Annotated in this window: 13 protein-coding genes; 11 read left to right on the plus strand and 2 right to left on the minus strand. The window is 62.0% G+C overall.

The features are described from left to right. Positions 1-120 precede the first annotated feature (120 nt). Positions 121-1,371 (plus strand): MFS transporter, encoded by a 1,251-nt coding sequence (locus ACSEXS_RS02735; RefSeq protein WP_438431652.1) that lies wholly within the window; start codon positions 121-123, stop codon positions 1,369-1,371. Here ACSEXS_RS02735 and ACSEXS_RS02740 read toward each other — a convergent pair. After that, complete coding sequence (locus ACSEXS_RS02740) at positions 1,368-2,207, minus strand: SDR family oxidoreductase (RefSeq protein ID WP_438433065.1); 840 nt, start codon at positions 2,205-2,207, stop codon at positions 1,368-1,370. The genes ACSEXS_RS02735 and ACSEXS_RS02740 overlap by 4 nt on opposite strands. 392 nt (positions 2,208-2,599) lie before the next feature. Here ACSEXS_RS02740 and abc-f point away from each other — a divergent pair, with 392 nt between their 5' ends. The 6 genes from abc-f to ACSEXS_RS02770 all read left to right on the plus strand — a co-directional run bounded on the left by abc-f (position 2,600) and on the right by ACSEXS_RS02770 (position 10,264). Next, on the plus strand, positions 2,600-4,564 hold the full coding sequence (gene abc-f, locus ACSEXS_RS02745) for a ribosomal protection-like ABC-F family protein (RefSeq protein ID WP_438431653.1): 1,965 nt from the start codon (positions 2,600-2,602) through the stop codon (positions 4,562-4,564). 114 nt (positions 4,565-4,678) lie between these two features. Continuing rightward, positions 4,679-5,587 (plus strand): ATP-grasp domain-containing protein, encoded by a 909-nt coding sequence (locus ACSEXS_RS02750; RefSeq protein ID WP_438431654.1) that lies wholly within the window; start codon positions 4,679-4,681, stop codon positions 5,585-5,587. Continuing rightward, complete coding sequence (locus ACSEXS_RS02755) at positions 5,580-6,461, plus strand: ATP-grasp domain-containing protein (RefSeq protein ID WP_438431655.1); 882 nt, start codon at positions 5,580-5,582, stop codon at positions 6,459-6,461. The genes ACSEXS_RS02750 and ACSEXS_RS02755 overlap by 8 nt, the downstream gene beginning before the upstream one ends. A gap of 45 nt (positions 6,462-6,506) precedes the next feature. After that, positions 6,507-7,211: an ABC transporter ATP-binding protein gene (locus ACSEXS_RS02760; RefSeq protein ID WP_438431656.1), complete on the plus strand. Its 705-nt coding sequence runs from the start codon at positions 6,507-6,509 to the stop codon at positions 7,209-7,211. Then, on the plus strand, positions 7,208-8,791 hold the full coding sequence (locus ACSEXS_RS02765; RefSeq protein ID WP_438431657.1) for a putative ABC exporter domain-containing protein: 1,584 nt from the start codon (positions 7,208-7,210) through the stop codon (positions 8,789-8,791). Before ACSEXS_RS02760 ends, ACSEXS_RS02765 begins: the two co-directional genes overlap by 4 nt. A 171-nt stretch (positions 8,792-8,962) precedes the next feature. After that, a complete protein-coding gene (locus ACSEXS_RS02770; RefSeq protein WP_438431658.1) occupies positions 8,963-10,264 on the plus strand; it encodes an MFS transporter in 1,302 nt (433 codons plus the stop codon). Positions 10,265-10,345: 81 nt separating this feature from the next. Here the strand turns inward: ACSEXS_RS02770 and ACSEXS_RS02775 are convergent, their stop codons facing one another. Beyond that, the gene (locus ACSEXS_RS02775) at positions 10,346-10,936 is read right to left on the minus strand and encodes a TetR/AcrR family transcriptional regulator (RefSeq protein ID WP_438431659.1); all 591 of its coding nucleotides are present in this window, start codon (positions 10,934-10,936) and stop codon (positions 10,346-10,348) included. A gap of 169 nt (positions 10,937-11,105) precedes the next feature. Here ACSEXS_RS02775 and ACSEXS_RS02780 point away from each other — a divergent pair, with 169 nt between their 5' ends. The 4 genes from ACSEXS_RS02780 (at position 11,106) to trhA (ending at position 13,503) form a co-directional block, all read left to right on the plus strand. Beyond that, positions 11,106-11,759 (plus strand): nitroreductase family protein, encoded by a 654-nt coding sequence (locus tag ACSEXS_RS02780; protein WP_438431660.1) that lies wholly within the window; start codon positions 11,106-11,108, stop codon positions 11,757-11,759. Between the two features lie 227 nt (positions 11,760-11,986). Further along, positions 11,987-12,253, plus strand: a complete 267-nt coding sequence (locus ACSEXS_RS02785; protein WP_438431661.1) for a hypothetical protein — start codon at positions 11,987-11,989, stop codon at positions 12,251-12,253. Between the two features lie 52 nt (positions 12,254-12,305). Continuing rightward, a complete protein-coding gene (locus ACSEXS_RS02790; protein WP_438431662.1) occupies positions 12,306-12,836 on the plus strand; it encodes a DinB family protein in 531 nt (176 codons plus the stop codon). A gap of 22 nt (positions 12,837-12,858) precedes the next feature. Beyond that, positions 12,859-13,503, plus strand: a complete 645-nt coding sequence (gene trhA / locus ACSEXS_RS02795) for a PAQR family membrane homeostasis protein TrhA (protein WP_438431663.1) — start codon at positions 12,859-12,861, stop codon at positions 13,501-13,503. The last annotated feature ends 104 nt before the right edge of the window (positions 13,504-13,607 follow it).

Raw genomic sequence — 13,607 nt, forward strand, 5'->3', positions numbered from 1 at the left:
GATGTCCATTTCCCGGGAAATTCGACAGGCTCTGTTCAACCGCTCTCCAGGTGAGGTAAAATGGCGGAATGCGGCGTTTTTTTACAAGGCTCGCCGTAAGTGACATCTCGGAGGATTGCCATGAAATCGACCCTGATCGGCGGGCTTAAGGGGAATGCCCGAGGCTGCCTGAAATACGAGCCCTTCTTTTTGATTCCTTACAGCATGTACAGCACCTATGCCACGCTCTATATGCATCAGCTCGGGCTGAAGGAGACCGGAATCGGCCTGATCGCTTCGCTCGGCCTGTTCGTCAGCTTGTTCGCCTCGCTCTTCAGCGGTTATCTGACCGACCGGATGGGCCGCAAGCGGGCGCTGCTGGTCTTCGATCTGGTGAGCTGGACTGCGGCGACGCTGATCTGGGCGGTGGCCCAGAATGTCTGGTTCTTTGTCGCCGCCGCCCTGGTCAACGGCTTCGCCAAGATCCCCAACACCGCGTTTTACTGCCTGCTGGTGGAGGACACCCCCCCGGAGGAGCGAAGCCGGGTGTTCACGCTGCTCCAGCTCATCAGCGTCGTCGGCGGCTTGTTCGCTCCGCTCGGCGGCCTCATCGTCAGCCAGTTTACGCTGATTCCCGGTGTCCGGGCGATGTATGTGCTGGCCTGTCTGATGATGACCTATCAGTTTCTCGGCCGCAACCGCGAGACGCACGAGACGGAGATCGGCTACCGCAAAATGGCGGAAATCAAAGAACGGCGCGCCGCGAAGAGCGGGATCTCGGGTTACTTGTCCGATATCCGTCCGCTGTTCCGCAACCGGCCGCTCCTGCTCTTGTTCGGGGTATACATCCTGTTTCATTTTCAGTCGACGTTGAATTCAACCTTCTTGTCGCTGTATCTGGTGGACCAACTGAAGATTAACGAGGGCGTGCTCTCCCTCTTCCCGGCCATGTCGTCCGTGGTGATGCTGCTGTCCCTGCGGTTCCTGCTGCCTCGCATCGGTCCGCAGGCCGTTCACCGGGCGATGCGCTGGGGCTTCGGCTTCTCGCTCGTCTCCGTAATCGTACTGCTGCTTGCACCGGCCAGCGGCTACGGCTTGATCGCCGTCAGCACGGCGGTCGGGGCCATCGGCACCATCTTAAGCGGCCCCTACCTGGAGACCGCGGTAGCCAACGCCCTCGACGACAACAACCGGGCGAACCTGTTTGCGATTCTCACGGTGCTGATCCTGCTGTTCACCTCGCCCGCCGGGATGATCGGCGGCTGGACGTACCGGATTAACCCGGCTATCCCGTTCATGCTGGTGGCCGCTTCCTTCGCGCTCGCTACGTTGCTCTTGACGCTGCACCGCATCGCCGCGAAGCGCGCGGAGCGGGCGTCCGTCGGGGCCTAGAGGCCAACCTGCTGCTCGCTCCATTCCCAGAGCCGGGCCGCGAGCTTGCGGTCGCTCGCACGCTTCGACACCGGCGATTCCAGCTTGCGGTAGAAGTATTCGCCGCTGACCCCGGCGATCTCGTCGCAGGTGGCCAGGTACAGGGCCGTTTCCGCCCCCTGCGCCGGCGTGAGGAAGAACGGCCGCAGCAGGGCAAGCACCCGCTTGCCGAAGCCGGTTCGCCGGTCGATGCCGATGTTCGTGCCCACCGCTCCGGGGTGCAAGGCGTTTACCGTGACGCCGGTGCCAGCGAGCCGCCGGGCCAGCTCTTTGGTAAACAGGATGTTCGCCAGCTTGGATTGGGCATACCCGCGGACGACGTTAAAGCCCCGGGTGAGGAAGGGATTGTCGAAGTCGATTCGCCCGATCTTGTGGGCACCGGAGGAGACGTTGACGATGCGGGCGGCGGGCGCCTTCTTCATGGAATCCAGCAGGAGCCGGGTGAGGAGGAAATGGCCGAGGTGATTGATGCCGAGCATGGATTCGAAACCGTCCTTGGTGGTTTCCCGGCTTAAGGTAACCACGCCGGCGTTGTTGATCAAGAGGTCGACGACGGGATGGGCGGCCGTGAGGGTGTCGACGAAGAAGCGGACACTGGCCAGGTCGCCGAGGTCGCAGAGGAACAGCTCGATGGCGTTCGATCCGCTTTGCCGGACGGCTTCCTCCAGCGCTTTCTGCCCCCGCTCCCGGGAGCGGCAGGCCATGATGACCCGGGCTCCCCGCCTGGCGAGCTCGACGGTGGTGGCGAAGCCCATCCCCGAGTTGGCTCCGGTTACGACCGCAACTTTATCGTGCAGATCCATGGTGAGCGCCTCCGTTTCCTGCGGTACTTGTTTTTTATCCATTCGGGATCGGCGGCGCAAATCCTGCCGCAGCCGCAAACATTCCCTTGCGCGGCGGCGGGTGGGTTTGTTACACTGGAAAACAAAGATACACGGGAGGTGAAGCGGAGATGAATCTCGAGCGCGCAAATGATGCCGTAAGCCGGCTGCCGATGGCAATGGCCGGCATCGTTCATGCCGATCGGACATACGGGAGAGGTCTGTCCATTTTTGCTCTTACGTATTGCCCATTCGAGAAGAATCTCCTGCTGTAGCCGCATCGGATGCGATGAAGGGCCGCGGGGTTTTTCCCGCGGTCCTTTTTCTTTTGCCGGCGTCCGGCTGGAGGATCCCAAGGAGGATTATCCATGATCGTCGCAAGCTTAAACGAAGTGACTGTCTATAACGGAGCGCAAGAAATTTTCCGCCAAGTCGGCCTGGAGCTGCACGAAGGGGACCGCGTCGGTTTGGTGGGTCCGAACGGCAGCGGCAAATCCACGCTGCTGCGGCTTCTGGCCGGAACCGAAGCCCCCCACGAGGGGAGTATCGCCCTGCGCAAGGGGCTGCGGGTCTCGTACCTGGCGCAGAACCAAGCGGAATGGGCGGGGGATGCGGCGACCCTCTATGACCGGCTGGCCTTCGGCCTGGCCGAGATGCGCGAGCTCGGCGGCAAGCTCGCCGAGGCGGAGGCCCGGATGGCCGATCCGGCTTGGACGGAAGATGCCGATCGGCTCGCCAAGCTGCTCGACCGCTACGCCGAGTGGCAGGAAGCCTTCGAACGCGGCGGCGGCTACGGCATGGACGCCCGCATTCGCCAAGTGGCCGCCGGGCTCGGCTTCGCCGAAGACCGGTTCGGCGCTCCTTACGCCGGCCTGTCCGGAGGAGAGAAGACGAAAGCCGGGCTCGCCGCCGCCCTGATTGAACGGCCGGAGCTCCTGCTGCTCGACGAGCCGACCAACCACCTCGATCTGGCCGGTGTGGAATGGCTGGAGAGCTACCTGTCGGAGTATCCCGGCACCTGCCTGATCGTCTCGCATGACCGCTATTTCCTCGACCGGGTCGTAACCCGGATCGTCGAGCTGGAAGACGGCTCGGCCTCGCTGTACCCGACCTCCTACTCCGGCTATGTCCGGGAGAAGGAGGAGCGGCTGCTGCGGGAATTTGCCGAGTATCAGGAGCAGCAAAAGCAGATCCGCAAGATGAAGGAATCGATCCGCCAGCTCCAGGAATGGGGCGGCCTCGGCGGCGATAAGCGCTTTTTCACCCGCGCCGCCTCGCTGCAGAAGGCGCTCGACCGGATGGAGAAGCGCAAGCGGCCGGTGCTGGAGCGCCGCACAGCGTCGTTTGACCTCGCGATCGGCGAGCGCTCGGGACGGAAGGCGCTGGTGCTGGAGGACGTGCGCAAGCGCTTCGGCGAGCGGGAGGTGCTGCGGGGCGCCGCCGGCGAGCTGGAGTTCGGCGAGACCATCGCCATCGTCGGCGAGAACGGCTCCGGCAAGACCACGCTGTTCAAGCTGGTGCTGGGCGAGCTGCAGCCGGACGGCGGACGGCTTGCGCTCGGCGCGCAGGCGAAGGTCGGCTACCTGGCCCAGGAAGCGGTTCCGCCGGACCGCAAGGAAACCGTGCTCGACTGCTTCCGCAAGGAAGCGGGGCTGGAGGAGGGCGAAGCCCGCGGCCGATTGGCCCGCTACCTGTTCTGCGGCCAAGAGGTGTTCAAGCCGGTGGCCGCGCTCTCCGGCGGGGAATGGACTCGGCTGAGGCTCGCCCTGCTCGTCGAGCGCAAGCCGAACCTGCTCCTGCTGGACGAACCGACGAACCACCTGGACATCGCTTCGCGCGAAGCGTTGGAGGAAACGCTGGAGGACTACCCGGGCAGCGTGCTCCTGATCTCCCATGACCGCTACTTGATCAACAAGCTGGCGGGCAAAATCTGGGAGCTGAAGGACGGCAGGCTGACGCTCTACTACGGCAGCTATGAAGAATACCGGGCGAAGGCCGGCCGCTCCCCGGCGCTCCCGGGCGATCCGGAAGCCCGCGGCGGCAAGAAGGCGGCAGACGGCGGGAAGGAGCAACCGCCGAACCGGTCCTCCTCGCCGCCGAAGTCCGCTCCGGCCTCCGCCGCCCGGCGCGCCGAGGAACTGGAGGCGGAGATCGCCAGCCGGGAAGAACGGCTGGCCCGGCTCGAGGCCGAGCTCGCCGATCCGGATCTTGCTGCGGACGGAGACCGATTGAGCGGGCTTTGGGAGGAGCAGGAGGCGCTCCGGCTGCGGCTGGAACAGACCTACGAGGAATGGCTGGCGCTTACGTCCAAGGAAGAACCGCCTCGCCCCTAAGGCCCGGTTAAAAAAGATTTATTCCCATCGGCAAATGGCCTATACTGAGGCTATTGCCGGGCCGCCCGATTAGGACCGGGCGGCCTTTTTTATCGGAAAAGGGGGCTGCATACCGTGAAGCAGACAAGCTGCGCGATCGTCCACAACGGCAACCTCGGCAGCGAGAAGTTCCTCGTCCAGGTCCGCTGGCTGGAGAAGGCCGCCGCCGAGCTGGGCTTCCGCGTTCGCGTCATCGGCAACCAGGAGCTGATTCCGGCCTTCGAGGGGGGAAGGTCAACCTTGAAGGGCCGGTATGCCGGGTACGAGCCCGACTTCTTTTTCTTCTGGGACAAGGATGTGCGGCTCGCCCGCCATCTGGAGCGGATGGGCTTCCGCCTCTACAACCGCGCGTCCGCCATCGAGACCTGCGACGACAAGATCCGCACCTTCGAAGCGCTGGCGGGCAGCGGACTGCGGCTGCCGAAGACGCTGATCGCGCCGCTGATCTTCGAAGCCTGCGGCATCGCCGATTACCGGCCGTATGATGCCGTTATCGAAGAGCTCGGGCTGCCGCTCGTGGTCAAGGAGGCCTTCGGCTCCTTCGGCGAGCAGGTGTATTTGGTGCACAACCGCGAGGAGCTGCTCGCCCTGGAAGAGAAGCTCAAGCACCGGCCGCATCTATTCCAGGAATTCGTCGCCGCAAGCCGCGGGCGGGACATGCGCATCAACGTAATCGGGTCGGAGGCGGCGGCCAGCATGCGACGGGAGGCGTCCGGCGATTTCCGCGCCAACGTGACGGCCGGGGGCCGCATGTTCCCCTATGACCCGACCGAGCGGGAGCGGGAGGTCGCCGTCGCCTGCGCCCAGTTCGTCGGGGCGGATTTTGCCGGGGTCGACCTGCTTTTTGGCGAGGACGGGGAGCCTTATGTGTGCGAGGTCAATTCCAACGCCCACTTCAAGAACATCTACGACTGCACCGGCGTCGATCTGGCTGTCCGCATGCTGAGCTACATTCGCGAGGAAAGGGCGGAAACCCATGCTTAACGGCTGGCTGCTGTACCATGAAACGGATGCGGAGCGCAACCGTACCTATATCGACTGGTTTATTCAGGAAGCGGAGGGACTCGGCATCGGTCTGGAGTTTGTCGGCAAGCGGGAGCTGACCGCCGGCGTTCGCGGCGGCCGCTTGCACCTCGACCGCCGGGGAGCTGCCGCCAAGCTGCCCGACTTCTGCGTCATGCGCGACCGCGACGAGCTCTTCACGCTGCAGCTGGAGGCGCTCGGCGTCCGCGTGTTCAACGATTCCTCCGTCTCGCGGATCGCCAACGACAAGGCGCGCACCTGCCAATACCTGGCGCGGCACGGAATCCCGATGCCGGACACGCTGTTCCTGAACAGTGCCGATTACTGCGAAGAGGCGTACCGGGAGCTGGCGTATCCGCGTGTGCTGAAGGCGGCGGGCGGAAGAAGCGGCAGCGAGGTCTACCTCGTCGACTCGGTCGAAGCGTTGACCGAACGCCTGCGGACGTATCCGGCCGGCAGCCGCTTCATCCTGCAGGAGTTGGTCACGCCCGGCCGGGATGTCCGCGCCTTCCTGGTCGGGCGGAAGGTAGTGGGAGCGGTGCTGCGCGAGTCGGATACGGATTTCCGGGCCAATCATTCGCTTGGCGGCAGGTCCTCGCTCTATCGGCTGACGAAGGAGGAATCGGAGCTGGTCGGCCGGATCGCCGGGCTGTTCGACTTCGGCATGGCGGGCGTAGATTTGATCTACGGTGCCGATGGGCGGCCGCTCCTGAACGAAATCGAGGATGTGGCGGGCAGCCGCACGCTGTCGCTTCATTCCGATATCAACATCGTCCGCCTGTACCTGGAGCACATTTGCGGCGAGATGGAGCAGCAAAGTTGCGGCGAGAGTTAAAGGGCAAGTCGATGCGGTCATTCCATTAGCTTAGGGGGAATTGAGATGCTTCAGGTGAGAGGATTGACGAAATCCTATGACAGGACGCCCGCGGTCAAGGGCGTCAGCTTCGAGGTGAGAGACGGCGAGCTTGCCGTCCTGCTCGGGCCGAACGGAGCGGGCAAGAGCACGACGATCAAGTGCATCATCGGTTTGCTGAATCACGAGGGGGAGGTGCGGGTGGATGGCCATTCCGGCAAGAGCCTGGAGGCCAAACGGATTTTCGGCTACGTCCCGGAGACGCCGGCTCTCTACGATATGCTGACGGTCGGGGAGCATCTGGAATTCATCGCCCACGCGTACGGACTCTCCGACTGGCAGGCGTACGGGAACGAGCTGCTGGAGAGGCTCGATCTGGCCGACAAGAGAGACAAGCTCGGCAAGGAGCTGTCCAAGGGCATGCAGCAAAAGGTGAGCATCTGCTGCGGGCTTCTGCCGCGACCGAAGGTCGTCTTCTTCGACGAGCCGATGATCGGCCTCGATCCGAAAGCGATTAAGGAGCTGAAGGGGTTGTTCGTCGAGCTGAGGGATGCGGGCGCGAGCCTGCTGATCAGCACGCACATCATCGACAGCGTCGAGGGCCTCTGGGACCGGGCGCTCATCATGAAGGACGGCGAGGTACTTTACTCCGGAACGCAGCGGGAATTCCGGGAAGGGGAAGAGAAGCTGGAGGATATCTTCTTCCGGCTGACGGAAGGCGGACGCCCATGAGACCTCTCTTGTTCATCCTCCGCAAAAGCCTGCTCAACACCCTGAAGGAGCTGAAGCGCAAGCCCGGCGCCCTGATCCTGTACCTCTTCATCGCTCTGTTCATGCTGCTGTTCATCGTGTTGGCCTTCATTCCCCAAACAGCCACGAATCCGGCCCTGAAGTCCGCCGATCCGGCCGTCTACGGGATGATCGTAAGCGGAGTCATCCTGTTCATCGTCTATTCCTCCATCTCCAAAAGCATCAAATCGGGGAACAGCTTCTTCCGTATGGCCGACGTCAACCTGGCCTTTACGGCGCCGCTGTCGCCGAAGAAAATCCTGCTGTACGGCTTCCTTAAACAGATCTGGCTATCCTTCGTCGGCGTTTTCATGCTGATCTGGCAAATCCCCAACCTGCGCAACCATTACCGGATCGACGGCTGGGGCGTGATCGTCCTGCTCTTCGGGTTTGTGCTTCTCCTGTTCCTGCTGCAGCTCGTCGGGGTGCTGATCTACTCCTGGACCTCGCGGACAAAGCGGGCGCGCGTGCAGGCTACCCGGGTCTGGAACGGGCTGATGGCGGTGTTCGCCGCCGTGCTGCTCGTTGAGCTGGCCCAGAAGAAGGACCTGGGCGATGCCCTTCGGGCCGTCTTGCATTCGCGCGGCTTCGAGTACATTCCGCTGATCGGCTGGTTCAAGACGCTGTACATGGCGCCGATCATCGGCGTGACGCCGCGCTTCTACCTGGCCGCCGGACTCCTGCTCGCGGCTACCGTGCTCCTGATGGTGCTCTTCTATCGGCAGAAATCCGATTATTATGAGGACGTGCTGGCCAACACGGAGCAAAAGGAAGCCCTATATGCCGCCAAGCGGGAAGGAAGGCAGGCCCGGACCGGCGGAACCTCGGCGCTCATCAAGAACCGCAAGGTGAAGCAGGGACGATACCGGAGCGGAGCCGCGGCCATTTTCAGCCGGCAGATGCTGGAGTACCGGAAGAAGGGCTTCTTCCTGATCGACCGATCCACGCTGATTCTCGCCGTCTTCGGCTTTGCCGCGCAATATTTTGTGCCTGACCAGGACCTTACCGTGCTGTTGCTCTTCTCCATCTACTACCTGTTCATCCTGTCGTTCCAGGGAAGCTGGATGCGCGAGCTGGAGCGCCCCTACATCTATCTGTTTCCGGCAAGCTCGGCCGCCAAGCTGTTCTATTCCACCTTGGCCGACCTGATCAAGGGACTGCTCGACGGCGCGGTTCTCTTCGCCGTAGCGGCGGTCGTGATGGGCGGCAGCCCGTTCGTCGCCCTGCTTTGCGCTGTGGCCTTTACGACCTACAGCGCGGCGTTTACCTACTCCGACGTGCTGTTCCGTCGGGTGTTCGGTCCCGTGCACGGCAAGGTGGCGCAACTGTTCCTGCGCATGTTCCTGCTGCTCGTGCTGATCGGTCCCGGCGTCGTGCTGGGCTTTATCGCCCGCTACCTGACGGGAGACGGTACGGCGGGGGACGCCGCCTTTGTCGGGGGCGTCATGCTGTACAACCTGCTGCTGGTCAGCGGAATCTTCGTCGGGGCGAAGGGGATTTTCGACCGGCTGGAGATGAAGTAAGGGGATCACCCGGAGGAGGGTACCGAATCGTGAAACGATGCATTGGCAATGCTCCGTGCAGGGTCTAAGCCGGACGAACCGGCACGGAGCGCAACAGCCGCTAATTCGTCCGCTGGGCTTTGCACTTTAATTTCTTGAGCAATCAATAAATTAAAGAGGAGCAAAGTCAACATGCAATCGTTCAAAGCTACCGCAAAAGACCTTCGGCCGTTCCTGCTGCTCTGGAGCACTCAGCTCTTATCGACCCTGGGCAGTTCCATGACGAGCTTTGCCTTGGTGATCTGGTCTTACCAGCAATACGGGTCCGCCTTAACCACGTCGTTGTTGTCGATCTGCTCTTACGCGCCGTATGTGCTGCTCAGCCTCTTCGCCGGCGCCTGGAGCGATAAATGGAATAAAAAATCGATTATGCTGATCGGCGACAGCCTTGCCGCCCTTTGTACCGTTGCGGTGCTTGGTCTGCTGGCGGAAGGCCGCCTTGCCGTCTGGCATCTGTATGTGATCAACGCGGTGAACGGGCTGATGAGCACGGTGCAGCAACCGGCCTCCGAGGTCGTCGTCAGCCTGCTGGTGCCCAAGCGCCATTACCAGCGGGTCAGCGGAATGCGCTCGTTGGCCAATTCGGCCGTTACCCTTCTGACGCCCGTGACCGCGTCCGCTTTGCTGGCGTTTACCGGGATTCACGTCGTTCTCGCCGTGGACTTGATCACCTTCGCCCTGGCGGCTTCCACCCTGCTCGTCGGCATTGCCATTCCTTCTGCCGCAGGAGCCGAAGCTCCGAAGGAATCCCTGCTCCGCTCGGCCCGAAGCGGCTTGCACTACCTCCGGGCCAACCGGGGGATTCTCGACCTGATCTTATTCCTGGCGATCATCAATTTTACCGCTTCGATCTTCAACGCCGCTTTGCCTGCGATGGTGCTTTCCCGAGCGGGCGGAGGCCAGACGGCACTGGGGTGGGTCAACACCTGCACCGGGCTCGCGACCCTGCTGGGAAGCATCCTCGTATCGGTCGCCCCGCCGCCGCGGAGCCGGGTCCGCGTCATTCTGAATGCCTTGCTGCTGTCCATGAGCACGGAGAATTTTATCCTCGCTTTCGGCAGAAGCGCGCCCGTCTGGTGCGTGGGAGCCATTCTCGGGTGGATCGCCATTCCCTTCATGAGCGCCAACATGGACGTTCTGTTCCGCTCCCGCATTCCGCTGGAGCTCCAGGGACGGGTGTACGCGGCACGTAACACTCTGCAGTTTTTTACCATCCCGCTCGGCTATCTGTGCGGAGGCTTGCTGGTGGACCGGGTCTTCGAGCCGTTTATGGCCAAGCAAGCCCCGGGGAGCCTGTGGGTTCTCCTCTTCGGAACGGGAAAAGGCTCGGGAGCCGCTTTGCTGTTCCTGGCGATTGGTTTCTTCGGCATGCTGTCTTGCCTGCCTTTCCGCCGGGATCCGCATATCCGGAGGCTGGAGGAGCGGCGCGATTGAAGCGCCCGAAGATCGAACAGGCTGCCCGAGGGGCAGCCTGTTTTGATGTTCAGCCGTGGAAGCCGGACACCCCTTCCTTCGTTAAGTCTGCGGCATTCGTTCTCCGATTCCGTGCATGACGAGCGGCAGGCTCTGCTCGACGAACGCGTCCAGCGAGGTCCGACGGCCTTCTTGGTTCCAGGCATAGGCAGCCCCGTACAGGCCCCAGCTGAGCAGGATCGAAGCGGTGTGCAGCAAGGCGGCATCCTCCGCAGGGGCGGTCCTTTCGTTGGTCATGAAAGAATAGAACGCGGACCGCGTGATTTCCTTGATCTGATGTTCGAAGCTGAACCCGAGCGCGTTATAGCTTTTTGGGCAGAGGTCGCTCAGCTCCCGATGGAACTCGCAGAGAGCCAGAAAGACGCTGCGGATCGACGCCTCGTCCAATCGCTCGCGGCCGCTTATTCGGCGGGCCAGAACGGCTCGATAGGTATCGGTTATCTTCGATTCGAGGATTTCGAATTTGTCCGTAAAATGCGCGTAGAACGTGGCCCGGTTGAGCGTCGCCCGCTCCGTAATGTCTTTGACCGTGATCGAATCGAAGGCTTTCTCCCGGATCAGCGAAGTGAGAGCATCCTGCAGGAGCCGGCGGGTCCGAATGACGCGCGGATCGGCTTCGTTTTTGATGGCCATGGTGAGAAAACCTCCCAAAATAACCGACAAATCAGGAAGCGTGTTGGCTAAGCGATAGATCCGCCTTCTTTGCCGGTTGCGACTGTTTCCCGGTCAGTATACCATAAACGCAACATCCGTTTGATTCCCAACGCTTGTTGGTTAAAAAAAGATCCGAGGAGGCTTTACCATGCCCGAAACGAACCAGGCTTTGCGGGAGGAAGAGCGACTTAGCGATGTCATCCGGGAACGCAGGTCCGTGCGAATGTACGACCCCGAGGTCCAGATTCCGCGGGAGACCTTGACCGAGCTCTTGCAGTTGGCCGTCCGCGCTCCTTCGGCCGCCAATCTGCAGCCGTGGCGCTTTCTTGTTCTCGATACGCCCGAAATGAAGCTAAAGCTGTACCCCATCGCCTATTCTCAGCGGCAGGTCATCGAAGCGTCGGCCGTGATCGCCGTTCTCGGCGATTTGGACAGCGTGCGAATGGCAGAGCGAATCTACGGGCAGACGGAGGCGGCCGGATACATGTCGGCGGATATAGCCCGCTCTTTCGTCGACCGGTATACGGCGCTCTATGCCGGCATGACGCCGCAAGCCATCCGCGATATCGCGGTCGGGGACTGCGGACTCGCAGCCATGCAGCTCATGCTCGCCGCCCGCGCCCTGGGATACGATACCGTCCCGATGGGGGGCTTCGACAAGGAAGCCTTTGCGGAAGCCTTCGGCCTCTCCGACCGGTACGTTTCCGTCATGCTGATTGCGATCGGGAAAGCGAAGGAGCCCGGTCATCCCACGGTTCGGCTGCCGATCGAGGAGGTAGCGTTCTTCGGCGACCTGCCTTAAACGCTCGAATGACGGTTTGCCGCATCTTCGATCCATTGGCAAATGCACGACTGACGGGTTAGCGCGACCCTTGCGCATGCCCGTCTTTTTGCCGTTTCGACGGGGAAAACGAACCGGAAGGCGCCGGAGCCAAACGGCCAGGTTCGCGGTACGCCGGGGCGTGACCGAAATGAAATGGTTTGGTACAATGGAGAAACTGGAAGCAGCGGTCTGAAAGGAGGGATAACATGCAACTGAAGGTGCAAGGGGCGAGCATGGCCCACAGCGAGGAGAACGGTTACCTCGGCAACGTGGTGTTTGCCGTCGAAGGACACGGCGAGCCGTACGAGGTGACGCTGCAGAGCGATACCGGAGACGACTGGAATTACAGCCTGCACTTCTTGGACACGCCGGGAACGGAGGAAGAGATTCTCGCGGTGGAGGAGTGGCTGGAGGCAGACGACGACGCCTTCGACGAGCTGCTGTACGCGGCGGAGCAAGCGTTGGAGGAATAGCGCCGTATCTGGTCAAAGGTGAAAACGAACCGATACTTGGGAGGGGAATGGGATGTTGGCTCGACCGCTTGACGAAGAGATTGGAGGCCATTTTGGCCATTACATCCGGCAGGTGCCGGACGGGGACGTGCTCGCCATACTGGAGGAGCAGGGCGCCGAGGCGCTGAGCTTGTTCCGCTCTCTGCCGGAGGAGCAGGGGGATTACCGCTATGCTCCGGGAAAATGGTCGCTCAAGGAGCTGATCCTGCACATGAGCGATACCGAGCGGATCATGACGGGCCGTCTGCTGCGCATCGCGCGGGGCGATGCGACGCCGCAGCCCGGCTTCGAGCAGGACGACTATGTGGCAGCGGCGCAAGCAGACAAACTGACGCTTGCCTATCTGATCGAAGATTACGCCGCGCTGCGCCGCTCGACGCTGCTGCTCCTGAGAGGCATTCCTGAGGAAGCCTGGACCCGCATGGGCGTTGCCAGCGGAGTGAACATGAGCGCCCGGGCCTTCGCCTATGTCGTGGCGGGCCATGAACGCCATCACCTGAACGTCATCCGCGACCGCTACCTTGGGACCGAATCGGCATATTGACCAACGAGGAGTGTGACGAACCATGGCCAACACCCATGTGTATACCCGCCGAGAAGAAGTGGCCAACTCGATCACGCACGGCATCGGAGCCGGTCTCAGCGTGGCCGCTCTTGTCCTGTTGGTGGTATTCGCCGCTCTGCGCGGCACCGCTTGGCATGTCGTCAGCTTTGCCATTTTTGGCGCTACGATGTTGCTGCTCTATACCTCCTCGACGCTGGTTCACGCGTTCCGGGAAGGGAAGGCCAAGGATCTGTTTGAAATCTTCGACCATTCGTCCATCTATCTGTTCATCGCCGGTACCTATACGCCGCTCATGTTGACCGTGGTTCGCGGAACGCTCGGCTGGACGCTGTTCGGGGTCGTCTGGGGCATCGCCCTGGCCGGTGTGGTGTTCAAGATGTTCTTCGTCAAGCGGTTCCTGTTCACCTCCACCCTGATCTACATCCTGATGGGCTGGGTCATTGTGGTGGCCTGGAAGCCGCTGGTGGCGAATATGCCGCATACGGGCGTGGTGCTGCTGGTGATCGGCGGCATTCTGTACACCGTCGGCACGGTGTTCTACGTCTGGCGGTCTTTTCCGTATCACCATGCCGTCTGGCACTTGTTCGTGCTTGGCGGCTCGGTGCTGCACTTCTTCTCCATCCTGTACGCGCTGCCGCCGGCTTGAAGCGGGCAGCGAATCCCTGTCGGCGGTCGTTTCAACCGGCCAACAAGCGAAAATCCCCCTTTCCCATTCAACGGGAAAGGGGGATTTTTAGGCTGCCATCGCTG

The sequence above is a fragment of the Gorillibacterium terrae genome (assembly GCF_051594785.1).
In the GTDB taxonomy this organism is placed as follows: domain Bacteria; phylum Bacillota; class Bacilli; order Paenibacillales; family NBRC-103111; genus Gorillibacterium.

Coding starts and splice junctions, on each gene's coding strand:
- ACSEXS_RS02790 (WP_438431662.1), top strand. CDS start 12,306: ATGTTGGCTCGACCGCTTGACGAAGAGATTGGAGGCCATTTTGGCCAT.
- abc-f (WP_438431653.1), top strand. CDS start 2,600: ATGATCGTCGCAAGCTTAAACGAAGTGACTGTCTATAACGGAGCGCAA.
- ACSEXS_RS02755 (WP_438431655.1), top strand. CDS start 5,580: ATGCTTAACGGCTGGCTGCTGTACCATGAAACGGATGCGGAGCGCAAC.
- ACSEXS_RS02780 (WP_438431660.1), top strand. CDS start 11,106: ATGCCCGAAACGAACCAGGCTTTGCGGGAGGAAGAGCGACTTAGCGAT.
- ACSEXS_RS02785 (WP_438431661.1), top strand. CDS start 11,987: ATGCAACTGAAGGTGCAAGGGGCGAGCATGGCCCACAGCGAGGAGAAC.
- ACSEXS_RS02775 (WP_438431659.1), bottom strand. CDS start 10,936: ATGGCCATCAAAAACGAAGCCGATCCGCGCGTCATTCGGACCCGCCGG.
- ACSEXS_RS02760 (WP_438431656.1), top strand. CDS start 6,507: ATGCTTCAGGTGAGAGGATTGACGAAATCCTATGACAGGACGCCCGCG.
- trhA (WP_438431663.1), top strand. CDS start 12,859: ATGGCCAACACCCATGTGTATACCCGCCGAGAAGAAGTGGCCAACTCG.
- ACSEXS_RS02735 (WP_438431652.1), top strand. CDS start 121: ATGAAATCGACCCTGATCGGCGGGCTTAAGGGGAATGCCCGAGGCTGC.
- ACSEXS_RS02765 (WP_438431657.1), top strand. CDS start 7,208: ATGAGACCTCTCTTGTTCATCCTCCGCAAAAGCCTGCTCAACACCCTG.
- ACSEXS_RS02770 (WP_438431658.1), top strand. CDS start 8,963: ATGCAATCGTTCAAAGCTACCGCAAAAGACCTTCGGCCGTTCCTGCTG.